This window comes from Nocardia sp. A7, assembly GCF_046549215.1.
Classification (GTDB): domain Bacteria; phylum Actinomycetota; class Actinomycetes; order Mycobacteriales; family Mycobacteriaceae; genus Nocardia.
The window spans coordinates 949,950-974,300 of the sequence record NZ_JAJPWE010000001.1 but is presented as its reverse complement, the minus strand read 5'-3'; the positions used below and the strand labels follow the sequence as shown (position 1 = coordinate 974,300).

21 protein-coding genes are annotated in these 24,351 nt (G+C 68.9%); 10 read left to right on the top strand and 11 right to left on the bottom strand.

Annotated features, from left to right (window positions below):
- Positions 1-20: 20 nt before the first annotated feature.
- The 3 genes from ACLJPD_RS04370 to ACLJPD_RS04360 all read right to left on the bottom strand — a co-directional run bounded on the left by ACLJPD_RS04370 (position 21) and on the right by ACLJPD_RS04360 (position 6,525).
- Positions 21-2,429, bottom strand: coding sequence for a DUF5682 family protein (locus ACLJPD_RS04370; protein WP_410871921.1), 2,409 nt, complete (start codon positions 2,427-2,429; stop codon positions 21-23).
- Positions 2,430-2,521: 92 nt separating this feature from the next.
- Positions 2,522-3,622, bottom strand: coding sequence for an ATP-binding protein (locus tag ACLJPD_RS04365; protein WP_410870408.1), 1,101 nt, complete (start codon positions 3,620-3,622; stop codon positions 2,522-2,524).
- Positions 3,619-6,525, bottom strand: coding sequence for a DUF5691 domain-containing protein (locus tag ACLJPD_RS04360; RefSeq protein ID WP_410870407.1), 2,907 nt, complete (start codon positions 6,523-6,525; stop codon positions 3,619-3,621). The genes ACLJPD_RS04365 and ACLJPD_RS04360 overlap by 4 nt, the downstream gene beginning before the upstream one ends.
- A gap of 401 nt (positions 6,526-6,926) precedes the next feature.
- On the opposite strand from ACLJPD_RS04360, the gene ACLJPD_RS04355 reads away from it, so the two are divergent.
- From ACLJPD_RS04355 to ACLJPD_RS04340, 4 genes are read left to right on the top strand one after another with little or no spacing between them, the layout of a single operon-like run.
- Positions 6,927-9,431, top strand: coding sequence for an AAA family ATPase (locus tag ACLJPD_RS04355; protein ID WP_410870406.1), 2,505 nt, complete (start codon positions 6,927-6,929; stop codon positions 9,429-9,431).
- Positions 9,428-9,853: a hypothetical protein gene (locus ACLJPD_RS04350; protein ID WP_410870405.1), complete on the top strand. Its 426-nt coding sequence runs from the start codon at positions 9,428-9,430 to the stop codon at positions 9,851-9,853. Before ACLJPD_RS04355 ends, ACLJPD_RS04350 begins: the two co-directional genes overlap by 4 nt.
- A 17-nt stretch (positions 9,854-9,870) precedes the next feature.
- Positions 9,871-10,260: a YchJ family protein gene (locus ACLJPD_RS04345; RefSeq protein WP_410870404.1), complete on the top strand. Its 390-nt coding sequence runs from the start codon at positions 9,871-9,873 to the stop codon at positions 10,258-10,260.
- Between the two features lie 17 nt (positions 10,261-10,277).
- Complete coding sequence (locus tag ACLJPD_RS04340; protein WP_378847524.1) at positions 10,278-10,553, top strand: SelT/SelW/SelH family protein; 276 nt, start codon at positions 10,278-10,280, stop codon at positions 10,551-10,553.
- A 24-nt stretch (positions 10,554-10,577) separates the two neighbouring features.
- On the opposite strand, the gene ACLJPD_RS04335 is transcribed toward ACLJPD_RS04340, so the two are convergent.
- Positions 10,578-10,799 (bottom strand): FmdB family zinc ribbon protein, encoded by a 222-nt coding sequence (locus ACLJPD_RS04335; RefSeq protein WP_410870403.1) that lies wholly within the window; start codon positions 10,797-10,799, stop codon positions 10,578-10,580.
- A 235-nt stretch (positions 10,800-11,034) separates the two neighbouring features.
- On the opposite strand from ACLJPD_RS04335, the gene ACLJPD_RS04330 reads away from it, so the two are divergent.
- Positions 11,035-12,582, top strand: coding sequence for a carboxylesterase/lipase family protein (locus ACLJPD_RS04330; protein WP_410871920.1), 1,548 nt, complete (start codon positions 11,035-11,037; stop codon positions 12,580-12,582).
- Between the two features lie 74 nt (positions 12,583-12,656).
- On the opposite strand, the gene ACLJPD_RS04325 is transcribed toward ACLJPD_RS04330, so the two are convergent.
- From ACLJPD_RS04325 to rfbD, 3 genes are read right to left on the bottom strand one after another with little or no spacing between them, the layout of a single operon-like run.
- Entirely contained in the window at positions 12,657-13,736 is a 1,080-nt protein-coding gene (locus ACLJPD_RS04325) for a sugar phosphate nucleotidyltransferase (protein WP_410870402.1), read from the bottom strand.
- A 35-nt stretch (positions 13,737-13,771) separates the two neighbouring features.
- Entirely contained in the window at positions 13,772-14,671 is a 900-nt protein-coding gene (locus tag ACLJPD_RS04320) for a glycosyltransferase family 2 protein (protein WP_410870401.1), read from the bottom strand.
- An 11-nt stretch (positions 14,672-14,682) separates the two neighbouring features.
- Positions 14,683-15,534 carry a dTDP-4-dehydrorhamnose reductase gene (gene rfbD / locus ACLJPD_RS04315; protein ID WP_410870400.1) on the bottom strand — a complete coding sequence of 284 codons (852 nt, stop codon included), beginning with the start codon at positions 15,532-15,534 and terminating at the stop codon, positions 14,683-14,685.
- 192 nt (positions 15,535-15,726) lie between these two features.
- Between rfbD and ACLJPD_RS04310 the strand changes: the two genes are divergently transcribed.
- The 3 genes from ACLJPD_RS04310 (at position 15,727) to ACLJPD_RS04300 (ending at position 19,298) form a co-directional block, all read left to right on the top strand.
- On the top strand, positions 15,727-17,148 hold the full coding sequence (locus tag ACLJPD_RS04310; protein ID WP_410871919.1) for an LCP family protein: 1,422 nt from the start codon (positions 15,727-15,729) through the stop codon (positions 17,146-17,148).
- 3 nt (positions 17,149-17,151) lie between these two features.
- Positions 17,152-17,865: a TIGR03089 family protein gene (locus ACLJPD_RS04305; RefSeq protein WP_410870399.1), complete on the top strand. Its 714-nt coding sequence runs from the start codon at positions 17,152-17,154 to the stop codon at positions 17,863-17,865.
- 104 nt (positions 17,866-17,969) lie between these two features.
- The gene (locus tag ACLJPD_RS04300; protein ID WP_410870398.1) at positions 17,970-19,298 is read left to right on the top strand and encodes a cytochrome P450; all 1,329 of its coding nucleotides are present in this window, start codon (positions 17,970-17,972) and stop codon (positions 19,296-19,298) included.
- 1 nt (position 19,299) lies between these two features.
- Here ACLJPD_RS04300 and ACLJPD_RS04295 read toward each other — a convergent pair whose 3' ends face one another.
- Together ACLJPD_RS04295 and ACLJPD_RS04290 are read right to left on the bottom strand one after the other, a co-directional pair.
- The gene (locus tag ACLJPD_RS04295) at positions 19,300-19,998 is read right to left on the bottom strand and encodes a response regulator (RefSeq protein ID WP_410870397.1); all 699 of its coding nucleotides are present in this window, start codon (positions 19,996-19,998) and stop codon (positions 19,300-19,302) included.
- Positions 19,983-21,548 (bottom strand): ATP-binding protein, encoded by a 1,566-nt coding sequence (locus ACLJPD_RS04290; protein WP_410870396.1) that lies wholly within the window; start codon positions 21,546-21,548, stop codon positions 19,983-19,985. Before ACLJPD_RS04290 ends, ACLJPD_RS04295 begins: the two co-directional genes overlap by 16 nt.
- A gap of 97 nt (positions 21,549-21,645) precedes the next feature.
- Between ACLJPD_RS04290 and ACLJPD_RS04285 the strand changes: the two genes are divergently transcribed.
- Positions 21,646-23,010, top strand: a complete 1,365-nt coding sequence (locus tag ACLJPD_RS04285) for a cation:dicarboxylate symporter family transporter (protein ID WP_410870395.1) — start codon at positions 21,646-21,648, stop codon at positions 23,008-23,010.
- A gap of 78 nt (positions 23,011-23,088) precedes the next feature.
- On the opposite strand, the gene ACLJPD_RS04280 is transcribed toward ACLJPD_RS04285, so the two are convergent.
- Together ACLJPD_RS04280 and ACLJPD_RS04275 are read right to left on the bottom strand one after the other, a co-directional pair.
- A complete protein-coding gene (locus tag ACLJPD_RS04280) occupies positions 23,089-23,175 on the bottom strand; it encodes a DUF4287 domain-containing protein (RefSeq protein ID WP_410871918.1) in 87 nt (28 codons plus the stop codon).
- The gene (locus ACLJPD_RS04275; RefSeq protein WP_410870394.1) at positions 23,172-23,588 is read right to left on the bottom strand and encodes a DUF4267 domain-containing protein; all 417 of its coding nucleotides are present in this window, start codon (positions 23,586-23,588) and stop codon (positions 23,172-23,174) included. The genes ACLJPD_RS04280 and ACLJPD_RS04275 overlap by 4 nt, the downstream gene beginning before the upstream one ends.
- 108 nt (positions 23,589-23,696) lie before the next feature.
- Here ACLJPD_RS04275 and ACLJPD_RS04270 point away from each other — a divergent pair, with 108 nt between their 5' ends.
- Complete coding sequence (locus ACLJPD_RS04270) at positions 23,697-24,263, top strand: TetR/AcrR family transcriptional regulator (RefSeq protein WP_410870393.1); 567 nt, start codon at positions 23,697-23,699, stop codon at positions 24,261-24,263.
- Positions 24,264-24,351 lie beyond the last annotated feature (88 nt).

The window sequence follows — 24,351 nt, the reverse complement described above, 5'->3', positions numbered from 1 at the left end:
CGGGAATTCGGGATGCGTGGTCATCCGGCGGCACCGAGGATGGCGGTGGCGGCTCGCAGTGCCAGTTGACCGCGGACCGGATCTGTCGCGGTGCGCCCAGGGGCGGTGGTCGGCGCCGAGCCGGTGTCGCGGAGGGCTTGGCTGATGGCTCGGCGTTCGCCGGATTCGAAGGAGCCGAAGGTGCGGCGCAGCAGGGGGAGGGTGGCGACGAACTGGTCTTCGTTGAGATCGCGGAGCCATTCGTCGATGCGGCGCAACAACTCTCGGTCGTGGACAAGGAGGAGGCCGCGGCCGCCGAGGAAGCCGTCGATCCAGGCGGCCTTGGCGGCGGGGGTGTTGCCGATGGACAAGGCGGCGGCGAGGCGGCGGGCGGAGTCGGCGTCGTCGATACGTTCGGCGTCGCAGAGCAGGCGCACCGCGCGGCCGCCGATCGCGCCGTGCACATCGTCGCGGTCGGCGATGCGTTGCAGTGTCGCCAGCCATTCGGTGGTGGCGTGTTCGTCGTCGCGGGTGCTGATGGCGGTGTGCGCGGCGTCGATCTGGGTGCGCAGGGCCTGCGCCGCATCGGTGTCGAGGCCGGTGACGGCGCCGGGCAGGCCAGCGCAGATCCGCACCAGGAGACCGTCGGCGACATGCGCGAGGGCCTTGGTGTCGGTGCCGCGGACATCGCCGTAGCGCAGGGTGCGGGTCAGGCCGGGTAGGGCGCCGAGCAGGTGGGTGACGTCGTGGTCGAGTGCGGCCGCCGCTTCCAGCCTGATGATCAAACCTTCGGTGGCACCACCCAGGTCGGCGAGCAGGGCCATTTCCAGTGCATCGGCCAGCGCGGTGACGGTGACGTCGTCACGGCCGGCGGTATCGAGGATCTTGGTTTCCGCCGCGGTGCGCAAAGTCGTGCCCCAGATCGCGGCTTCGACGATGCGGACTTCGAATTCCGGTTCCCAGCGCAGCGTCCAGGTCTCCCGGAAGGTGCCGGTGCTGCGGACCTCACCGGTTGTCGGAGTGCCCCAGCCGATGCCGAGCAGGCGCAGGCGGTGCAGCAGATGCGAGCGCTCGACGTCGCGTTCCTTGCGCAGGTCGAGGTCGATGTTTCGGGCGAGTGCCTCCTGCTTGAGCCGCAGGGTTTTGCTGCGCGCCCGCAGATCGGCGGCCAAGGGGACCGTCGGGGTGTCCTCGGGGACGCTGCCGAGCGTTTCGCCGACCACGAGCTCGTCGATGACGAGGCGCAGCATGGTCTCGTCGCCACCACACATCACCGACCGCACGGCCTCGGTGACTTCGGACAGTCCGGGCAGCGGTCGGCCGCGCAATGCCGCCAGGGTGTCCGCCAGTCGCACCGCCTCGATGATGTGCGCACTGGAAACCGGCAGATCGTGCTTGCGCAGCACCCCGGCGACCTTGGTCAGCCAGCGCGCCACCGGCCGCTCGGTTTCGGTGAACAGATGGTGATACCAGCCCGGCGAGGTGACACCTGCCCCGTAGCCCGAGCCGGCCGCCAGCCGTGAATGTGTCCACGGCACCCAGGTCAACGCCGCCTTGGTCTTCGGTAACCCCTTGAGCAGCCGCATATCCGGAGCCGCGGGACCGAGCGGTTCGACCAGTGCTGGAGCATGCCAAGCGCCACACACCACGGCCAATCGCTTCGCGCCGCCCTTGAGTGTCTGCCGCATCACCTGGCGCATATGCGCCTCGCGGACCAAGGTGTGATGGTCGACGATCAGTGGCGCGATCGCGGCGTCATGTCGTTCCACGGAAGCCGGTAGCTCGAATCCGATTGCCGCCGAGGGGTTCTCCGCAGGCTTCGGATCATCGGCCGGTATCGCAGCGGTCGGCTGAGCCGTATCGCTCGGCGGTGCTGATGGGTCGTCACCGGGCGATGCGTCCAGCTCGGTGTGGGCGGCGTCCTCGCGCAGAGCCGCCATCGCTTCGGTGATCGCGTCGAAAGCCGCACTGTCGGCGACAGATTCGACGACGGCGTCCCACCAGCGTTCGGCGTCGTCGTAGCCTGCGGCGGAAGCCAGGGCGGCCAAGGGGTCGGAGCCGCCGCCGCGGGTGTCGTCCTCGGTGGCGAGGACGTTCGTGGCCGGGAGGTCGCAGAAGCGGACCGGGACGGCGTGGTCGACGCCGTAGCGCATGGCCTGCCACTCGGGGGAGAACACCGCGAACGGCCAGAATGCCGCACGCGCAGGCGAATCCGGGACATAGGCGAGCAGCGCGACCGGTGGGGTCATCGTCTCGGCGGCGACGAACCCGACGAGCGGATCGGCGTCGGCGGGACCTTCGATGAGGATCGCGTCGGGCCGGAACTCTTCGAGCGCGTGGCGCAGCGAGCGCGCGGACCCCGGCCCGTGGTGACGAATGCCGAAGACCCTCGTCACCGGGTCGGTATCCGCACCCGTGCCCGCACTCCTGCCCGCCGGATCGGTCGGCATGCCGACGTCGGGCGTTGATCGGGCGTCGCCCTTGTTGTCACTCATCGAAAACCCCATGTGTGCTGTGTGTCCGTCCTCCCCGGCGGTGGGTGTCAGCCGGCGATTTCGCGGCAGGCTCGGTAGAAGTCGGCCCAGTCGGGGCGTTCCCGGACCACGGCCTCGAGGTATTCGGTCCAGACCACGGTGTCGGCGACCGGGTCTTTGATCACTGAGCCGAGGACGGCGGCGGCGATGTCGGAGGCGCGCAGGACGCCGTCGCCGAAGTGGGCGGAGAGGGCGAGGCCGTTGGTGATCACCGAGATCGCCTCCGCGGTGGACAGGGTGCCCGAGGGGGATTTGAGTTTGGTGCGGCCGTCGGCGGTGATGCCGGAGCGCAGCTCGCGGAAGACCCGCACCACGCGGCGGACTTCCTCGGCGGCGGCGGGGACGGTCGGCAACTCCAGTGCGGCGCCGAGCTGTTCGACGCGACGGCTCACGATGGCGACCTCGGAATCCTCGTCGGCGGGCAACGGCAACACCACGGTGTTGAAGCGGCGGCGCAGCGCCGAGGAGAGATCGTTCACGCCGCGGTCGCGATCGTTGGCGGTGGCGATCACGTTGAAACCCTTGGCCGCCTGCACTTCTCCGCCGAGTTCGGGGACCGGCAGGGTCTTCTCGGACAGGATGGTGATGAGCGCGTCCTGCACATCCGAGGGGATGCGGGTGAGCTCCTCGATGCGCGCGATGGCGCCGGTGCGCATGGCGGTCATCACCGGAGAGGCGACCAGGGCAGCGTCACTCGGTCCTTCGGCGAGCAGCCGGGCGTAGTTCCAGCCGTAGCGGATCGCTTCTTCGGCGGTGCCGGAGGTGCCCTGGACCAGCAGCGTCGATTCACCACTGATAGCGGCCGCGAGATGCTCGGAAACCCAGGTTTTCGCGGTACCGGGCACACCGAGCAGGAGCAGCGCCCGGTCGGTGGCGAGGGTGGCGACCGCGACCTCCATCAGCCTGCGTGGGCCGACGTATTTGGGGGTGATCACGGTGCCGTCGTCGAGGGTGCCACCCAGGATGTAGGTGACCACCGCCCAGGGGGACAGTTTCCAGGACGGCGGGCGCACGCGGTCGTCGGCGCGGCCGAGGGCAGCCAACTCGTCGGCGAAGGCCTGCTCGGCGTGGGGGCGAAGCAGGGTGGTGGACGGTTCGATGGTGGTCATCGCAGCTCCTCGAGCATGGTGGCGCGGTCGGTGAGATCGTGGGCGAGTCGGTGGAAAGCCTGTTGCCAGGCGGGGTCTTCGGTGGTGTCGGCGAGCGCGGTGATCCGCGAGGCCAGCGCGACCGGCAGGTGGACGCTCGCCGCGGTGAGCAGCGCCCGGTCGGTGTACACGCCCGCATTGGCATGCGGCGCACGCGCGGTGGTGCGGGCGCGCTCGCCGAGCAGGCGCAGCACGTGGGTGGCCACCTGGGCCGGCCATGGGTGATCGAGGCCGGGCAGGATCGCGTGCAGTTCGTTGAGTTGGTGCGCGTCGAGGTCGAGCACGTGCTCGATCCGGTCGGCGGCATCGAGCAGGGTGAACAGTTCGCGTCGCCGGAGCACGGCCTGCTCGGTCGGGGTCGCGTGGGCGAACAGCGCACGGGCCCACCCGGTGTCGCGCTGGGCGAGCGTGGCATCGACCCAGCCGTCCACGATCGCCTTGGCATAGCGAGGCGGCAGGGACAGGGTCAGCGCGGTGCTCGCGGCTTCGGCTTCGGTGGTGTGCACGATGGGAGCCCACGCCGTGAGCGGCGTCGCGGCGATCGCCTGGTGCAGGGTCGTGATCGTCGAATCGGGCGTGTCCCACCGCAGTTTCGCCTGGTCGGTCGCGTCGGTGATGCCGTCGCGCCGAGCCTGCGCGTCGAGTTCCGCGGGCACCGCCACCTCGACGGTGCCATCGCCGGCCACCCGAATCCAAGACGCCACCAGGGCCGCCATCCGCTGCCCGAAAGCGGCGTCGGGGAGCTTGTTCAGCAGCGTGGTCGCGGTCCGCCGGACATCGCCGCGCCGATCGTCGAGTGCCCGCTCGAGCAGCGCTTCGTCCGCTGAGCTCAGCCCATCGGCGAGCAACGCCAGCAACTCCGCCTTGACCGGCCACGACTCCTTGGGCCACGCCGAGGTCAACACGGCGAGGGCGGACGCCGGATCATCCCGGCGAATTCGCGTGAACCAGTCCTTGCGCTCCCCGGATGTTCCGAACAACCACACATCCTGTGCCATAACCGCACCCGCGTCGTTGGTGGCCGGCGTTTGCGTGCGCGAGGTGGATGTCTCGCTGGGGAATTCGTCGACAAGTTTCGCCCAGGCCGGATTACGGGCGGCCAGCCATCGTCCGCGGCGGCCCGTCAAACGGAGCAGCGGCGCTCGCAGGGCGGCGTCGGAGGCGGCGGCGGACAGCGCCTGGACGCACAGCACATCGGGCAGTCGGAAGTCGAAGGGTGTCGCCGCGGCGAACCACTCGGGCAGGAACGGCGATTTGTCCGCGAGGAGACGGCTCAAGCGGTCGGCGGCCGGTCGTGGCAAAAGCGGGCGCGAATCATCGACGGCGGGTTCGGGTTTCGACGCGGTGCGGGGGAGTTGTCCGCCGCGCAGATACAGGTCCTGGAGGGCGGCGGTGTGGAGCAGCCGAGTGGCCGGTTCGCCCGCGTGCTGCGGAACGGCGGTGGCGACCGCGGCGTCGAGGTGGACGCCGTCGGCGCTGCGGCGGGCGGTACCGAGCAGGGCTACCGAGACCAATTCGGCCAGTGCGGGAGTCGGGGTGGTGTCGGTGGGGAAATCGGTTTCCAGATCGCTCACCTCACCACCGGAGAACACCGAGACCGGGTCGAAGCCGTCGGCTCGCCACTCGCCGCACACCGTCACCGGATGACCACCCGCGACGGCGATCAGCCGCCACGGGCGCACCCCGGCGGGCAGCGGTAGCGCGGTGCCGTCGGCGGCGACGAGCTGCCAGCCGTTCTCGTCGAGCACCGGCACGACATCGGTGAGCAGCGCCGGCCACGCGCGCAGCCATGGGTCGTTGCTCAGGCCCGCGGCGTAGGCATCCAGCGCGGCATCGATCGTGGTGCCGCCGACAGCGGGAATGGTGGTGAACGGCTCTGGCACACCGTGGCGGGTGCCCCACTGGGCGCGCAGGGACGCCGCGCCGGGGTAGTAGTGCAGTTCGGCGTCCACCTCGCTACCGGGGGCAGGCACCTCGCCGGTGAAATTCGGGGTGGCGAAGGAATGCTCGATGAGCAGGGCCCATCGTCCGCTGCTTCGCCCGCGCAACCAGGTACGCCGGGTGTGCAGGCGTTCCTCTTCGCTCACCCGCATGCCGAGCACCAGCCAGCGGTCCCGCACAGCGGGTTCGGTCAGGACCGACTCGGCCGTCGTCGGATAGCCGACATGCGTTCGAATACCCGCTTGCAGCGGCTCGGGGAGCGCGTCGAGCCGGCGATGGGCGAGCACTAGCAGATGCAGGCGGGCGTACTCGCGCAGGAGCAGCTCGGGCCAGTGCTCGGTGGTGACGACCGCGGTGGGCAACCTGCGCAGGGTCTCGGCGATGCGGGGCGCCTGGGCATCGACCATCCGTGCCGCGATCGCCTCGTAGGCGGCGTACGAACGGTCGGTCTGGGCGAGGCCGGTCCGGATCTGGTCGGTCAACCAGACCTCCAGTTCGGTGAGCCCGGCGGCGACGCGGGTCCGTCGTTGCTCGACGGTCGCCTGCGACGGCGTGCTCGCGGCCTTGGCCTTCGGCGGCGCGGCGGCCTTCGCGGCCCGCCCCGCCAGCCATTCGGCCGCGAAATCGGCGGGGGCGTCCCGGCCGGGCGTCTGGCCGCCCGACCACGTGAGCAGCAGCGACAACGTGTGTTTACAGGGGAACTTGCGGCTCGGGCACGAACACTTGTACGCGGGTCCGTCCAGGTCGACGATCGCCTGGTACGGCTTGGCGCCACTGCCCTGGCACAGCCCCCACACCGCGTTGTCGGCGGTGCCGGTTTCGCGCCAGCGACCCGCCAGCTTGCGTGCGGCAGCCAGCGAGCTCGCGTCGGGCGCGAGCGCACGGACCTGGTCCTCGGTCCACGGCGTGCGTTGCTCGGTCATCGGTTCCCCCGTTCTCTGTTCGCCGAAATATCTACCCCAACCCACCGACAACTAGCGGTCGTGGCGGCGAAGAACCTCGAAAATGCTGGTGCTGTAGGTATTTCGTGCGCCAGCCCTTGCCGTCAGCGGTGATGTCTGGCATTCTGATCTGTTCGGCACCGCCCGGACCGCCCGCGCTACTCGACGCAGCGTAACGCGGGTGTGAACACCTCATCGAGCTGCCCGCCGGGGTGGGCGAGGGGTGGACATCGAGGGCCGTCGTGGTGCCGCGATGGCCATTCCACTCCCGCGGGCAGATTCGCTGAGGCCCCGTGCATCTCCTGGGCGAACGTCCGGCGATCGGGTAGCGTTTCCAGCACAATCGTCGCGTTGCGCGCGGGCGCGAAGGGGGAAGTCTCGGAGTGTGCTCGGATCGGATCGCCGAGGTGGTCGCGCGCGAGCTCGCCGCCGACCCGGCAGTGGAGGAACGGGTCGCCGATTGCGTGCTCGCCGCGCTCAGCGCTGTCGACAGTGACTCGGCCGCAACGGATTCCGGTGACACCGGGGTCTTCCTGCGGTCGATCACCGTCCAGGGTTTCCGAGGCATCGGGCCCGCGGCCACGCTGCGATTGAACCCAGGGCCAGGCCTGATACTGGTGGTCGGGCGCAACGGCAGCGGGAAGTCGAGCTTCGCCGAGGCCGCGGAATTCGCCTTGACCGGCGGGAATCGCCGCTGGGACGGCCGCTCGACCGCATGGCGGGAGGGGTGGCGCAACCTGCACGAACCCGATACCGCCCGGATCGATGTCGAACTGCTCACCGCGGGCGAGCAACCCCAGGTCACAGTCGGCACCAGCTGGGACCCGAATGCCGAACTGGTGCAGGCACAGTGGACCGAACGTCGTGGCTCCGCACCGGCCGTCGGCATCGACCCGCACGGCCGCAGGCAGCGGCTCGATCTGTACCGGCCGTTCCTGTCCTACAGCGAACTCGGCGCGCTCGTGGACGGGAAGCCGAGCGACCTGTTCGACGCGCTGCATCGCCTGCTCGGCCTCGACGAGTTGGCCGCCGCGGCCGAACAGATCCGGCTGCGCAAGCTCGAACTCGAACGCGCCGTCCGGGATTCACGCCAGTCCCGCGCCGATCTCCTCGTCGATCTCGCCGAAGCCGACGACGAACGTGCCCGCGACCTTGCCGACCTGCTGCGCACGCCGGAGCCCGACCTCGACGCGGTGGCCGGGGCGGTGGCCGACTCGGTCCTCGGTATCGACGGACCCGAAGGTCTGCGTGCGATTCTGCGGCTGACCCTGCTCGACACCGCTCAGGTTGCCGCGACAACCGACCGGCTCGCCGAAGCGGCTGGTGCGGTGGCGCGCTACGCGACCTCCGACGCGGAGGGTGACCTGCGAGTCCTCGAATTGCTCACGCGCGCACGCGAACACGTCGGGGTGGGCGGGCAGTGCCCGTGCCCGGTCTGCGGACGGGGTGACCTCGACGTGGAGTGGCTCGCGGCCGCGGACACCGAAATCTCGCACCGAAGTGCGGAACTCGCGGCATTCCGGGCAGCGCGAACGGAGTTCGATACGGCCCTCATGGCAGCCCGAGCGCTGCCGACGAGTGTGCCGATCGAGGTCGCCGACGCCATCAGCGCGCGCACGGCGGCGTACTCGACCACCGGCCGCGCGAATCCTTACCGAGAACATGCCCGACCACTCGCCGGGAGCGCGGATTCGCTGAGTAAACAGCGCGAGATCGTCGGGCAACTCTGGTCGGAATGGGCCGCGCTCGCCGCGGTCGACTACGACGATCAGCTCCCGGCTCGACTCCGCACCACCCATGCCGCGCTGGCAGCGGAACTCGGTGCTCTACAAAGGGATACGCGGACCGAATTGGAGCGACTCGACGCGGTGTGGTCGCCGCTGGTTCCGCGCATTCTCGCCTGGCTCGACCCCGCTCGTGCCGTCGCCGACCACGCGAGCGAACTCCGCGTGGTGAAGAAGGCGGCCGACTGGCTCAAGGCGGCAACGGCGACGATCCGTGGGGAGCGGATGCGGCCACTGGAGACCACGGCGCGCTGGGTGTGGAGCACGCTGCGACAGCAGAGCAATGTGGAGCTCGGCGCGATTCGATTGCAGGGCAGCGCGGGCACGGCGCGGCGGGTGTTGCTCGATGTCACCGTCGACGAGGTGGACGGTGCGGCGCTGGGGGTGATGAGTCAGGGGGAACTGCACGCGCTCGGGCTCTCGCTGTTCCTGCCGCGAGCTACGGTGGCGCACAGTCCTTTCCGGTTCGTGATGATCGACGACCCCGTGCAGGCGATGGATCCGGCGAAGGTCGACGGGCTGGCCAGGGTCCTTGCCGAGGTGGCGGCGTCGCGGCAGGTGGTGGTGTTCACCCATGACGAGCGACTCGCCGAGGCGGTGCGCAGGATGCAGCTCGACGCGACGGTACTCGAGGTCCAGCGGCGCGAGCGTTCGATCGTCGAGGTGCGGGTGACCGGCGACCCGGTTCGCCGCTATCTCGACGACGCCCGATCACTGCTGCGCACGCCACAACTGCCCGCCGCCATCGCCGACGAACTCGTTGCCACCTGTTGTCGTTCCGCGATCGAGGCCGCCGGCTTGGCGAAAGCCCGCCAGGAACTGCTGGCGGCGGGCCTCGAACACGGGGAAGTGGAGCGGCGCGTGCGCAATGCCCACACCACCCGCGCCATGATCACCCTCGCCATCATGGGTGTCGGTGCGCGGGTCGACGACCTGAACAAACACCTGAGTGCGGTCGGTGGACGCTGGCTGGTGGGTGTGCTCCGTGACGCGACGGCGGGCGCCCATGTGCCGATCGATCGGCCGATGCGCGAATTGATCAGCGACACCGAACGATTCATCACCTGGCTGCGAGCGCACGAACCTGCCGTGGTGCGCACGTGAATCGTCGTGGCAGGCCTGCCCGCGCGAAGTTCAGTCCGCGGCCCTCGGTGGCACAGCGGCTGGAAGCGGCCGAGAATCTGCTGGACGGTTCGGTGTCGGACGCCGGTGGGGTGTGGTCGCGCGCGGTGGCCTGGATTCTGCGGCTCGCGCTGGAGCAGGCGGTTGATCAGCTGTGGGCACAGGTCGCGCCCGAGTTGATGCGTTGTCCGATGCGTGCGCAGCTGCTCGCGTTGCGGGTGTACGCGGGGCCCGAGACCGCCGGGCAGGTCGGTGCGTTGTGGGCGGCGCTGTCGCGGGCGGCGCATCATCTCGACTACGAGATGGCGCCGAGTGTCACCGACCTGCGGCGATGGCGGGATCAGACCACTGAGCTGGCGCGGGTGTTGGAGATGGTGCCGCTGGCACATCAGCCGTTCGGCTGATCCGGCAGGATGACGGTATGGGTGAAGTGAAACTGTGTCCGTGCCGTCGTGGTGAGCCGTTCGATGGCTGTTGCGGGCCGATTCTGGCGGGGGACAAGGCCGCGCCGACGGCGGAGACGCTGATGCGGTCCCGCTACACCGCCTATGTCGTCGGCGATGTGGACTATCTGCTGCGGTCCTGGCATCCCAGCACCCGCCCCGCCGTGCTAGAGCTCGACCAGGATCAGCGGTGGCTGTTTCTCGAGATCGTCGGAACCCAGCGTGGGGGGCCGTTCGACGACAACGGAACCGTGGAGTTCATCGCCCACTACAAGCTCGACGGCGTGCGGGACGCGATGCACGAGATGAGTACCTTCGTCCGGGTCGACGGGGCGTGGGTCTACCTCGACGGGACGTTCCAGGCCTGAAGCGCGATACTGCTCACGTGCCCCGTATCGCGATCGAGTACTGCACCCAATGCCGCTGGCTGCTCCGCGCGAGCTGGATGGCGCAGGAACTGCTGACCACGTTCGCCACCGAACTCGGTGAAGTGGCGTTGGTTCCCGGTCAGGGCGGCATCTTCCGGATCACCCTCGATGGGGAACAGCTCTGGGAACGCAAGGCGGACGGCGGTTTTCCCGATATCGCGATTCTCAAGCAGCGGGTGCGCGACCGGATCGCACCTGATCGCGACCTCGGCCACGTCGACCGCCGCGACTGACACCTCGGCCGACCGCTGCCAGCCTCAGCCGCAGCCGCCACCACCGCAGCAACCGCCACCGGCCGGACGTGGTGCGGGCGCGGGAGCGGGGGCGGCGCCGCGTCCTGCCGTCGCGAAGGTGGTGAGCAGTTTGACGGTGTCGTCGTGGCCCGAGGGGCACGTGGCGGGGTCGGCGGACTGCGCCATCGGCCGGTTGACGTCGAACGTGTCGCCGCAGGAACGACACCGGAAGCTGTAGTTCGGCATCGGCACAGTGTAAGCAGCATCGGCGCCCGAAGGATCGGCAGTCGATCACTTTGTCGTACCGTGGAGTAACTGTTACCTGGGGAAATGGCGTGGAGCCGCGCGTTCGGGCGGTGCGCACGTACTCTCGTATGAAGTCACCAGGTGCTGCGGCCCGCGGGAGCAAATGCACAGGCACCCGTGGATCGCGCCGGCTAGGAGGTGTGCGATGAGCATTCAGCCCGATCTCGACCACGATATGCGGACGCACGAGGCCGACCCACTGGCCGATACCGAGTACGGACTGGTCGGCGGAACCTGGGACGGGCCGGTCGCCGTCTGGCGCAGCATTCCCTACGCCACCGCACCCGCCGGACCTGCCCGATTCGCCAAGCCGGAGCCCCCGAAGCCCTGGGACGGCGTGCGCGACTGCGTGGTGTTCGGTGACATCGCACCGCAGGCCATGGGCGCGATGGTGCCGGTCGACTCCGACCTGCAGATGGGCGAGGACTGCCTGTGGGTCAACGTCTGGTCGCCGCGGCCCGAGCCGAGTACCGACGAACCACGCCCGGTGATGGTGTGGTTGCACGGCGGCGCCTACTGCCTCGGCACCGCCGCCCAGACCATCTACGACGGGCGCAAGCTGGCCGAGGCGGGCGACGTGGTGGTCGTCTCGGTGAACTACCGACTCGGGGTGCTCGGCTTCCTCGATCTGTCCTCGTTCGGTGAGCAGTTCACCGCGAACCTCGGCCTGCACGATCAGCTCGCCGCGCTGGCGTGGGTGCGCGACAACATCGCCGCCTTCGGTGGCGATCCGGGCAATGTGACGCTGTTCGGTGAGTCCTCGGGCGCGGGATGCGTGACCGCGCTGCTCACGTCGCCCGCCGCGGCCGGTCTGTTCCACAAGGTGATCGTGCAGAGTCCGCCCGCCACGACGGTTTTCGGGAAGGAACGGGCCGCGGTCGTCGGCCGCCGGTATCTGGAACTGCTGGAACTCGGGCCGGGCGAGGCGAATCGGTTGCTGGAGTTGCCGATCCAACAGCTCATCGAAATCGGCGCGGTGCTGTTGGACGAGGTGCCGACCAAGGAGCCGGGCAGGCTCGCCGCGGCACCGGTCGTCGACGGAGATCTGTTGCCGGGCTACCCGATCGACCGATTCCAGCAGGGGCGCTCGCATCGGGTGCCGTTGCTGATCGGCACCAATCGTGATGAGGCGTCACTGTTCCGGGTACTGCGCTCACCGATCATGCCGGTGACGCCCGATGCGGTGAACGCGATGCTGCGCGATGTCGCCGCATCGCATCCGGAGATGTCACCCGAGCGGATCGCCGAGATCACTTCGGCCTACCCTGATCTCACCAAAACCCGTGGGGCGCTGGCGATGTCGACCGACGCGGCCTTCCGAATGCCCGCGGCCTGGGTGGCCGAGGGTCATGCCCAGCATTCGCCGACGTGGATGTACCGCTTCGACTACGCGACCCCGATGTTGAAGGCGGCCAGGGTCGGAGCGGGGCACGCTACCGAATTGCCTTATGTCTTCGGCAATTTCGGCACCTTCAACCACGACCCCACCTTCTGGCTCGGCGGCCGCAAAGCCTCGGTCGCGGTCTCGGGCCGGATGCAGCGCCGCTGGCTGGCCTTCGCCGAACACGGCGTCCCCGCCGCCATCGACGGCTCCAAACACTGGCCCCACTACCGCCCCACCGCCCGCACCACCCTGCTCATCGACACCATCGACCGCGTGGTCGACAACCCGGACGCCGACCTGCACACCGCCTGGGGCGACCAAGCCGTCGGCTTCAGCTAGCGGCGACGACGGCCGGACAGCACAACGCCGGGTCACCCGTCGAGAGAATCGGCGGTGACCCGGCGTCGGGCCGATCAGACGTCGGTGGAGAAGCGGATGCCGCCGTCGGGGATGACCACGCCGGGCCACACCCGCGCACCACGCAGGAGTTCACAGCGCGCGCCGACATTGGCACCGTCACCGATCACGCCGTCGCGAACCAGCGCGCGAGGGCCGATGCGGGCACCGAAGCCGATGATGGAGCGTTCGACCGTCGCGCCCGCCTCGACCACCGCGCCGTCGAAGATCACCGCACCGTCCAGCCGCGCGCCCGCGCCGATCTCGGCACCGCGCCCGACCACGGTCCCGCCGATGAGCAGCGCGCCCGGTGCCACACCCGCGCCGGGATGGACGAGGGACTCGCCGCGCTGGCCGGGGAGAGCGGGAGAGGGGGCGATACCGCGGACCAGGTCCGCGGAACCGCGCACGAAGTCCTCGGGCGTGCCCATATCGCGCCAGTAGGAGGCGTCGACGTGGCCCTGGACGCGGGCGCCCTCGGCCAGGAGCGCGGGGAAGACCTCGCGTTCCACCGAGACCGGACGACCCGTGGGGATCTTCTCGATGTATTCGCGGCGGAACACGTAGCAACCGGCGTTGATCTGGTCGGTCGGCGGATCCTGGGTCTTCTCCAGGAACGCGGTGACGCGTCCGTCCGCGTCGGTCGGCACGCAACCGAAGGCGCGCGGGTCGCTGACGCGGACCAGGTGCAGGGTGACGTCGGCGTTGGTCGACTCGTGGGTGTCGAGGATCGCACCGAGGTCGGTACCGCCGAGCACGTCGCCGTTGAACACCATCACATTGTCCGCGCGCAGCTTGGGCAGCACATTGCGGATACCGCCGCCGGTGCCCAGCGGCTCGGTCTCGGTCACGTACTCCAGGTCGAGGCCCAGTTCGGACCCGTCACCGAAGTGATCTTCGAAGACCTCGGCCTTGAAGGACGTGCCGAGCACCACGTGGGTGATCCCGGCCTCGGCGATCCTGGCCAGCAGGTGGGTCAGGAACGGCAGCCCGGCCGTCGGCAGCATGGGCTTGGGCGCCGAGAGGGTGAGCGGACGCAGCCGCGTGCCCTGTCCGCCGACGAGGATGACCGCGTCGGTGCCTGCATTGCCTGCCATCGAGTTTCCCCTGTTCACAGTGGACCGGTGCCTACTCAGGCGCCGGTTCGCGCTTGCTCACGCAGCGCCGATCGAACCGCAATCTTGGAGCGAACCGCAAGTCCGGCCCGCAACGCGCCCCGCAACGGTGCCTGCCACCAGTGCGGATGCCGGTCCGCCTGAAAGCGGTAGGCGCTGGCGTGGTGGGCGGGCAGCATCAGCTCGGGATGCTTGCCCGCGGCGTGACCCTTGGCGTGGGTCACCTCGGCGTCCGGGACGAATACATTGTGCCAGCCCGCCTTGCCCATGCGGTCACCGAAGTCCACGTCCTCCATGTACATGAAGTAGCGCGAGTCGAAACCGTCGATGCTGTCGAAGGCGGCGCGGCGCACCAGCAGGCAGGAACCGGACAGCCAGCCGACCACGCGCTCGGAGATCTGCTCGTTCTCCTGGCGGTAGCGCACCGACCACGGGTTCTTCGGCCAGACCGAGCCCAGAACGGCGTGTCCGGCGCCGTCGGCGAGCCCGGGGACACGACGTGCCGACGGGTAGATGCTGCCGTCGGGCTCGCGAACCATCGGCCCGATCGCGCCCGCGCGCGGCCAGCGTTCGGCGGCGGCGAGCATCTTGTCGATGGAGTCGACGCCCCAGCGGATGTCCGGATTGGCCAGGATGACGAATTCGACCGACGGATCGATCTCGGCGACGGCCCGGTTGATGGCGCCGCCGTAGCCGATGTTGCCGCCGGTGTGCAGCAGCGTGACGTGCGCGTTGGCCTCGGCGACGAGTTCGGGGACGCCGTCGGTCGAGCCGTTGTCGGCCAGGATCACCTGCGGCTTCTCGCTGGTGGCGTCGGCCAGGGTGGTGATGAAGTGCTCGAGGTGCTCACCTGGTGAATAGGTCACCGTGACCACGGCGAGGCCGGCGGGGGCTGGAGATTCGGCTGCGTCGTTCACGAGAGCGGAGCCTAGTCGGACAACCCGCTCAGTGTGTCGGTGAGTGCGATACGCCAGGGCCGCAAGGGGGTGAGACCGGCAGCATTCCAAGCCGCGGGCGAGAGTACCGAATACGCCGGGCGCGGTGCGGGTCTGGGGAATTCGGTGGACGCGCAGGGCAGCACGCGAGCCGGGTCGGCGCCCAGGTCGGCGAAAACCGCCGCGGCGAGATCGAACCAGGTGGCGGTGCCGGAATTGGTGGCGTGCAGCACACGGGGTGCGTCGGGGCGGGTGCTCAGTTCCAGGAGCGCGGCGGCCAGGTCGGCGGCGCTGGTAGGGGAGCCGAGCTGGTCGTTCACCACGGTGACGGTGTCGCGTTCGGCTTCCAGCCTGCGCATGGTCGCGACGAAATCCCCCTCGACACCGGCGTATACCCAGGCTGTACGCACAACCTGTGCGTCCAGCGCGAGCACGGCCTGCTCACCGGCCAGCTTGGACCGGCCGTAGACCGTGCGCGGTCCGGTGGGGTCGCCTGGTTCGTACGGTGTGTGCGCAGTCCCTGGGAAGACGTAATCGGTCGATACGTGGATAAGCCGCGCACCGGCGTCGGCACAGGCGGTCGCGAGCACCGCGGGCCCGGTCGCATTGGCGGCGAAAGCGGCCTCGACATCGGTTTCGGCGGCGTCGACCGACGTATAGGCCGCGCAGTTGATCACCACAGCACCCGGAGTGAGGACAGCGTCGACGGCAGTGCGGTCGGTGATATCGAGTTCGGCCCGCCCGAAGCCGCGCGCCTCGGGGGCCAGACGCAGGATCTGTCGCCCCAGCAGACCGCGTGCGCCGGTTACGATCAGGTGAGCGGGGGCGGGGAAATCGGCGTTCACGCGGCAAGTCTGGCACGCCGGGACACCTGCGGTTGGGGCCGAGTGTGGTAACTGTTGGTTAGCCTGACGACAAGGCGGTGTTTGCGGGGGGAAGAGCGGACCGGGTGCGGAGTTCGTCGAGAGGATGCACGAGTGCGAGAGTCGACAAGGCCGGTCAGCGCGTCTGCGGGCACCTTCGGTGCGGCCAAACTGATGGTGGCGATCTCGGCGGTGCTGGTGCTGTGCCTCACCGGATTCGCCTGGCGCAGTGTCGACAACCTGATCGCCAACATCGACCGGATCGGTGGCCTCGGGCTCGGCGGTGAACGTGACGGCGCGGTCGACATTCTGCTGGTCGGCGTCGACAGTCGCACCGACGCGCACGGCAACCCGCTCACCAACGCCGAACGCGCCATGCTGCACGCGGGCGACGAGGTGGGCACCAATACCGACACCATCGTGCTGATCCGCGTGCCCAACGACGGCCGCTCCGCCACCGCGATCTCCATCCCGCGCGACGCCTACGTCGACGTCGGCGGTGGCCAGGGCAAGGCCAAGATCAACTCCGCGTACGGCGCGACCAAGGAGACCGAACGCGCCGAACTGCTCGCCGACGGCAAGTCCGAGGCCGAGGCCGAACGCGCGTCGACCAAGTCGGGCCGCCAGGCGCTGATCAAATCGGTGGCCAATCTGACCGGCATCACCGTCGACCACTACGCCGAGGTGAGTTTGCTGGGCTTCGTGCTGCTCACGAACTCGGTCGGCGGGGTCGAGGTGTGCCTGAATCAGGCGGTGGACGAACCGATGTCGGGCGCGGACTTCCCGGCCGGGCCTCAGCGTCTCGACGGTGCGGAGGCGTTGAGCTTCGTGCGTCAGCGCCATGATCTCGAACGCGGTGACATCGACCGGATCGTGCGTCAGCAGGTGTTCATGGCGCAACTGGTCGGCCAGTTGCTCAATGCCAGGATCCTCGCCAATCCGGGCAAGCTCAGCGAGATCAGCGAGGCGGTCGGGCGCACCGTCGTGCTCGACGACGACTGGGACGTGCTGGCTTTCCTGCAGCAGCTCAAGGATCTGTCCGGCGGCAAGGTGGCATTCGAGACGATCCCCGTCTCCGATCTCAACAGCATGACCTCGGCGGGGGAGTCGGTGGTCAAGGTCGATCCGAAGACGGTGCAGCGCTTCGTCGCCGGGCTCATCGGCGAGGAGGAGGACAAGCCCGCCGACGCACCGAAGCTCGACCCGTCGACGGTGACCGTGAGCGTGCTCAACGCGGGCGGCGCCACCGGGCTCGCGGGCAAGGTGTCGACGGCACTGACGGGCAAGGGCTTCAAGGAGGGCACGGTCGGCAACTACGCCGGTGGCAGCGTGAGCTCGAGCCGCGTGCTGGCCGCCGACGCCGACGATCCGAAGGCGGCGGCCGTCGCCGAGGCACTCGGCGGCCTCACCGTGGTCGCGGATTCGTCGCTGTCCGCGGATACGGTGAGCGTGGTGCTGGCAAGCGACTACTCTGGTCCCGGCTCGGCCGCGGCGAGCATGTTCGATCTCGACGCGACATCCTCCGCGACCGCGGCACCGATACCGCCCGCCCCGCCGATCGACGCAGGCCAGAACGGACCGAAATGTGTGAATTGACCCATGCGTGAGCCGAACTCGACCCTGACCGACGCCCTCCTCGACCCGATTCTCGAACGTGATCCCGCCGGACCACGTGTCACCTGGTACGACGACGCCACCGGTGCCCGGATCGAACTGTCGGGGCTGACGTTGGCCAACTGGGCCGCCAAGACCGCGAACCTGATCCGCGACGAATTCGCGCTCACCCCCGGCGCCAGAGTCGCGGTGCTGTTGCCCGCGCACTGGCAGACCGCCGCGGTGCTGCTCGGATGCTGGTGGGCGGGCACCGAAGTGGTACTCACGCCCGATCCCGATGCCGACCTCGCGCTGGTCACGCCCGACCGGCTCGACGATGCCGAGGGTGTCGGCGAGGTGGCGGTGCTGTCGCTGGACGCCATGGGGACGCCGGTGCGTGAGGTGCCGGTCGGTGTCACCGACTTCGCGACCGCGGTGCGGGTGCACGGTGATCAGTTCCTGCCCGGTGGTTTTCGCGCCGCGCTCGACGGCCTCTCAGTGCCCGAAGTTCTCACCGCGGCACGGAAATCTGCTGCACTGCAAGGGTTCTCCTCTGGCGATCGGGTGTTGTCGAGTACGCCGTGGGAGACGGTGCAGGAAGTGATCGACGGCTATGTCGCGGTCCTGTTCGCGGGAGCTTCGCTGGTGCAGGTCGTCAATCCCGATCCGGGTGCGATCGAGCATCGGGTCGTCACCGAGAAGGTGACCATCCGGCGCTAGCTCCTACCCAGGTATAGGTTCGGGTCCTCCTCGAGGACGTGTCGGGTGTCACACCCTGTCCGTACTGTGGAAGCCAGTCTTCGACTTCAAGGACAGGGGCGGCGATGATGGCGCAGTACTGGGTTCGATGGTCGGCCGAACACGGGTTGCCGCGGGCGATCCTGCGATGGCACGTGCGTCGTGGCGATCCGTTCGCGACGTTGCTCAGCGGCCGGCAGGGATTGCACGACCCCTATCCGCTGATCGATGAACTGCGCGGGTCGGGTGGAATGATCAAGACGCCGCTGTCCGTCGCCGCGTTCGATCACGCACCCGTTCGCGCGATTCTGCGTGACCCCAGATTCGGCGTTCGGCCCGCCCTCGGCAACGATCTGCCCGCGCCGTTGCGCAAGCTCGCCGAGCGGGTCACGCTGCCACCCAATCCGGTTGAACCACCATCGATGCTGGTGATCAACCCGCCCGAACACACGCGCATGCGCAAGCCGGTGGCCTCGGCGTTCACCCCGCGCGCCATCGCCAGGCTGCGAGACCGGGTGGAGGTGGTCACGGCCGAACTGCTCGACGCGATGCCCGCGAACGGCTCGGTCGACCTGATCACCGACTTCGCCGCCATGGTGCCGATCGCGATCATCGCCGAGATGCTCGGCTTCCCCTCCGCGAACCGCGACAGGTTCCTCGCATGGGGCGACAAGGTGACACCGCTGCTCGATATCGGCACGCCGTGGCGGTCCTACCGTGGCGCGATGAGCGCGATCGAGGACATGGACGAGTTCCTGGCCGAGCACATCGCCACGCTGCGCCGCGCACCGGGCGAGGACATCCTGTCCACGCTGGTGAGCTCGGGCGAGCTGAACCTGGCCGAACTCCAGGCCGGTGCGAGTCTGCTGATGGGCGCCGGTTTCGAGACGACAGTCAACCTGATCGGCAACGCGGTGGCCGCGCTGTCGGCGCATCCCGATCAGCTCGCGCTCGCGCAGGACGACCCCGACCGCTGGCCCGATGTGGTCGAGGAGACGCTGCGGTTCGATCCGCCGGTGCAGACCACCGCGCGCCAGGCGCTCGAGGACGTCGAGATCGCGGGCGGTCGGGTGCGGGCGGGTACGACCGTGATCTTGTCGCTGGCCGGGGCCAACCGCGATCCCGCCGTCTTCCCCGACCCGCACCGGTTCGATATCGACCGGCCGAATCTGCGGGAGCACGTGGCGTTCAGCAGCGGCATCCACGCCTGCCTGGGCGCGAGCCTGGCCAGGATGGAAGCGGTGCACGCCCTGCGCGCGCTCTACACCCGCTACCCGAACCTGCGGTTGCGCGGCGAACCGATCCGCCGAAACCTGTTCACACTGCACGGTTTCGAGCACATGCCGGTCGATCTGGGTCCGGTCGCGCGAACGTCGGCGCCCGACGACATGGCCGGGGCTTCGCGTCCGGCGTGAGTTACGTGCTCGCGCGCCAGCGGTAGCGGGTCTTCGGGCGACCGGCACGGCCGTAGTCGGCCCGCCGCTCGGCCAATCCGTCATCGGCGAGCTTTTCGAGATACCGCCATGCCGTGATCCGCGAAACACCGACGGCCGCAGCCGCATCGGTGGCCGTGATGCCGAATTCGGTCGAGCGCACCGCCCGTGAGACCTCCTCCAAGGTGTGCTGCACAACGCCTTTCGGCGCACCGGCCTTCTGGTCGGCGGTGCGCAGCGCACCGAGCGCGCGGTCGATGTCGTATTGGGACAGCGCGGCTTCGCCCGCGGGCAGCGCGGTGTTGAAATCGCGATACCGTTCCAGCTTTTCGCGGAAGGCGGCGAAGGTGAACGGCTTGAGCAGATACAGCACCACACCGTGGGCCACCGCGCTGCGCACCATGTTCAGCTCGCGCGCCGAGGTGATCGCGATGACATCGGGGCGCGGCGTGAGTCCGTTGAGCGCGGCAGCCACATCGAGCCCGCTGATATCGGGCAGGCCGATGTCCATCAGCACCAGATGGAACGGATTGCCGTCGGCGATCGCCTCGGCGGCGACCCGCAGCGCGTCGCGTCCGGTGTGCACGAGCGCACCGGTGACGAAACCGTCGAGCCGCTCGAGATAGGCCCGATGGGCCTGCGCGATCAACGGCTCGTCCTCGACGATCAAGACCCGGAGCATGGCTTCTCCCTCAGCGGAATGCGAACGATGACCGCGCTGTGTGGTGCGGCCGTGGTGGTGATGGTGCCGCGATGTCGATCGACGAGGCGGTGCACCAGAGCGAGGCCGAGGCCCGCGTGGTCGGATTTCGTGGTGTAGCCGCGTTCGGCGGCGCGCGAGAACATCTGGGCCGACATGCCGGGGCCGCTGTCGGACACCCGGACCCACAGCGCGCCGTCGCGATGACACACCGACACCTCGACGCGCTTGTCGACGGTGCCGGCCGCCGCGTCGATCGCGTTGTCGATCAGGTTGCCGACCAGGGTCACGGTCTCGTGGGCCGAGAGCGGATCGGTGGAGTCCAGCGCGGTGTCCTCGCTGATGGACAGGCTCACCCCACGCTCGGCGGCCTGGTCGACCTTGCCGAGCAGCAGCGCGGCCAGTGCAGCGTCGCCGACGGCGGCCAGCAATCGGTCGATCAGCACCTGCGAGAGCTGCAGTTCCTCGGTCGCGAAGGCCACCGCCTCGTCGGGACGGCCCAGCTCGACCATGGTGACCACGGTGTGCAGCCGGTTGGCCGCCTCGTGTGCCTGGGCCCGCAGTGACTCGGCGAAGCCACGCACCGAGTCGAGCTCACCGAGCACCGCGCGCAGTTCGGTCTGATCGCGGATGGTGAGCACGGTGCCGATCTCGCGGCCCTCCCAGCTCACCATGTCCTGGTTGACCAGCAGAATGCGGTCGGTGGTCACGTGCGTCTCGTCGCGCACCACACCCTCGCTCATCTGCTGCAGCGAGACGGGCAGATTTCTGCGGAACACCGGGCCGTCGGGCAGATCGAGCAGGGTGCGCGCCTGATCGTTGACCACCTCCGCGGCCTCGGCCTGGGCACCGAACACCACCAGACCCTCGTGCACGGAGTGCAGGACCGCGTCGTGATGCTCGTAGAGCGCGCGCAGTTCGTCGGGGTCGAGACCGTGGGTCTGGCGCCGCAGCCTGCGGCTGATCAAGAACGCCGACAACGCGGCCAGCGCGAGACCCACCGCGGCCACCCCGAGGATCAGGGGCAGCTGGGAGGCGACCTGGGTGCTGATCTTGGCGCGGGTGACCCCGGCCGAGACCAGCGCCACCACCCGGCCGTTGTCGTAGACCGGGGTCACCGCGCGGATCGAGGGACCGAGGGTGCCGGTGAAGGTCTCGGTCAGCGTCTGGCCCGCCAGCGCGCCGTCGATGCTGCCGACGAACGGCTTGCCGATCAGATCGGGGTTGGTGTGGGTGTAGCGGGTGCGGTCGGGTGCCATCACGACGATGAAGTCCATGCCGGTGGCCGCTCTGATCCGCTCGGTGGTCGGCTGCAGCAGGCCGCTCGGATAGGGCGAGTTCACCGCGGCCAGCGTCGATGGCGACCGTGCCACCGTCACCGCGACGTCCCTGACCTGCATCTCCGCGGCCAGATCATGGTCGCGCCTGGCATCGAGCACGGCCAGGATCGTGCCGACGGCGATGAGCAACGCCAGCACCACCAGCTGCCATACGAAGGCCTGTCCCGCGAGCGACAGTCGTCCTCGTCGCACCTCTTGCCTCCGACCTGGATTTCTCGACGTTATGCACTGATATGAAACTTATGGACCAAAGTGACGGCCGTCACAATAGTTGCTCATGCTCGTCGGCATGAGTGATACCACCGCAGCGCGGAAACGCGACCATACCCACTGGCTGTACATCGCGGTGATCGTCGCGGTCGTGGCCGGCGTCATTGTCGGCCGGGTGGCCCCGGAATTCGGTCAGTCACTGGCGCCGCTGGGCACCGTGTTCGTGAACCTGATCAAGATGATGATCGCACCCGTCATTTTCTGCACGATCGTCCTGGGTATCGGTTCGGTGCGCGCGGCCGCCACCGTCGGCAAGGTCGGTGGCCTGGCCATCGGCTATTTCCTGGCGATGTCGACGGTCGCGCTCGGCATCGGGCTCGTCGTCGGCAACCTCATCGATCCGGGCGAGGGACTGAATGTCGGCGCCTCGGGAGCGGGTGCGCAGTACGCCGATCAGGCGCACAGCGCGGGCGGCACGTGGGAGTTCATCCAGAACATCGTGCCCACCACGCTGGTGTCCGCACTGACCGCGGGCAGTGTGCTGCAGGCGCTGTTCGTCGCGCTGCTGGTCGGGTTCGCGGTGCAGGCGATGGGTGATTCGGGCGCGCCGATTCTGCGCGCGGTCTCCCTCGGTCAGAAGCTGGTGTTCCGGATCCTGTCGATGATCCTGTGGCTGGCGCCGATCGGCGCGTTCGGCGCGATCGCGAATGTGGTCGGCCGCACCGGTTGGTCGGCGGTGGTGCAGTTGGCGACGCTGATGATCGCGTTCTATCTGACGTGTCTGGTGTTCGTGTTCGGTGTGCTCGGCGTGATCCTGCGGTTGGTCTCGGGCGTCTCGATCCTGAAGCTGTGCCGCTACCTGTCGCGGGAGTATCTGCTGATCGTGGCGACCTCGTCGTCGGAGTCGGCGCTGCCGCGACTGATCGCCAAGATGGAACACGCCGGCGTGGAGAAGACCACCGTGGGTGTTGTTGTGCCGACGGGCTATTCGTTCAACCTCGACGGCACCGCCATCTACCTCACGATGGCCTCGATCTTCATCGCCGACGCCATGGGCAAGCCGCTGAACCTCAGCGAACAGATCGGCCTGCTGCTGTTCATGATCATCGCGTCCAAGGGCGCCGCGGGTGTCACCGGTGCTGGTCTGGCCACCCTCGCAGGCGGCCTGCAGAGTCATCGCCCCGACCTGCTCGACGGTGTCGGCCTGATCGTCGGCATCGACCGCTTCATGTCGGAAGCCCGTGCGCTGACCAACTTCTCGGGCAACGCGGTGGCCACGCTGCTGATCGGCACCTGGACCAAGACCGTCGACGTCGACCGGACCAAGCGCGTGCTCGACCGCGAACTGCCGTTCGATGAGGAGACGATGGTCGACGACCATGAAGTCGACCGTCCCGTCGACATCACGAAACCTGTTCCGGCGCAGCCGGTCGACGCGCGGTGAGACAGGCGAAAGGCCCCGCGACGAGAATTCGCGGGGCCTTTCGCCGGGACCTGAGGCCATGGCCTGGAAACAGGCGAGCTAAATTCTGGACCACTTGCCCGGGTTGAGGTGGAACTGCACCAGGGCGTTGGCGTGTCCGTGGCCGAGGCCGTGTGTTGACTTCAGGCCGCGACGAGTGGGCTTTCGGTCGAGCTCACGCGACGCTCGCGGATCAGCAGCACACCGGCGAGCGCGACCAGGACCGCGGTGAAGCCGTGGACACCGAACGCGGTGGCGGTGGAACCCTGCCAGCTCAGGACGGTGGCCATGTCGCCGAACGGGGTGAGCGAGGTGGCCAGCATGGCGACGCCGAGCGCGAAGCGCTGCTTGGTGGCCAGCAGACCGAGGATCACCAGGCCGCTGACGATGTCGCGGACGCCCTTGAGGTTCAGGAACGCCACCGCGTCGCCCTCGGGCACGGCGGGTAGGCCGAAGCCGGCGGCCGTCGCCTCCGGGGCGATCAGGTAGTTGATGCCGATGTAGATGATGAAGAGCCCGCCGAGCAGGGAGAGGCCGGTGGCGATGCGCGAGGTGGTCATGAGGTGCTCCTGAATCTTTCACTGTGCTCTAAAATCTAGCGGCGCTAGGTGTTGGGAGAACCATAACCCAGCCTCGCTATCTTGTCTAGCGCTGCTAGAATTTCAAGTATGAGTACGCAGCAACGCAAGGAACGCGAACGCGCCGAACGGCATCAGCGGATCATCGACGCGGCACGGGAGATGGCCGAAGCGGACGGCTGGGACGCGGTCACCATCCGAAAGCTGGCCGACCGCATCGAATACAGCCAGCCCGTGCTCTACAGCCACTTCGCGAACAAGGCGGCGATCGTCGGCGCCGTGGCCCTACAGGGCTGCGTCGAGTTCGCCGAGCAACTGAAGCTGGCCAGGGAGGCGGCGACCACCCATTCCGAGGTGGTCGCCAATGTCGCCCGCGCCTACCTCGACTTCGCCACCGACAACCCGGCCCGCTACGACGCCATCTTCGAGCAGAAGACCGACCTCGAGTTCGGCCTCGACGCTCCGCAGCCCCTGCGCGACGCCTTCGCCGGTCTGGAAGCGATGTTCACCCCGTACGCCGACGGTGACGACCTCGGCGCCCGCACCGAAGTCGCCTGGGCCTCCCTGCACGGCCTCGCCACCCTCGAACGCAACGGTCGGTTGCGCCCCGAACTCCGCGAACGGCGCATCGCCCTCCTGGTAGACGGGGCTGTGTAGAAGGAGCGCTGGCGCGCTCGAGGCGGGGCCCTTCGGGCCCCTGATCTTCCCTCCCTCCGGGTACTCCTTCGTCGCACCCTCCGGTCAG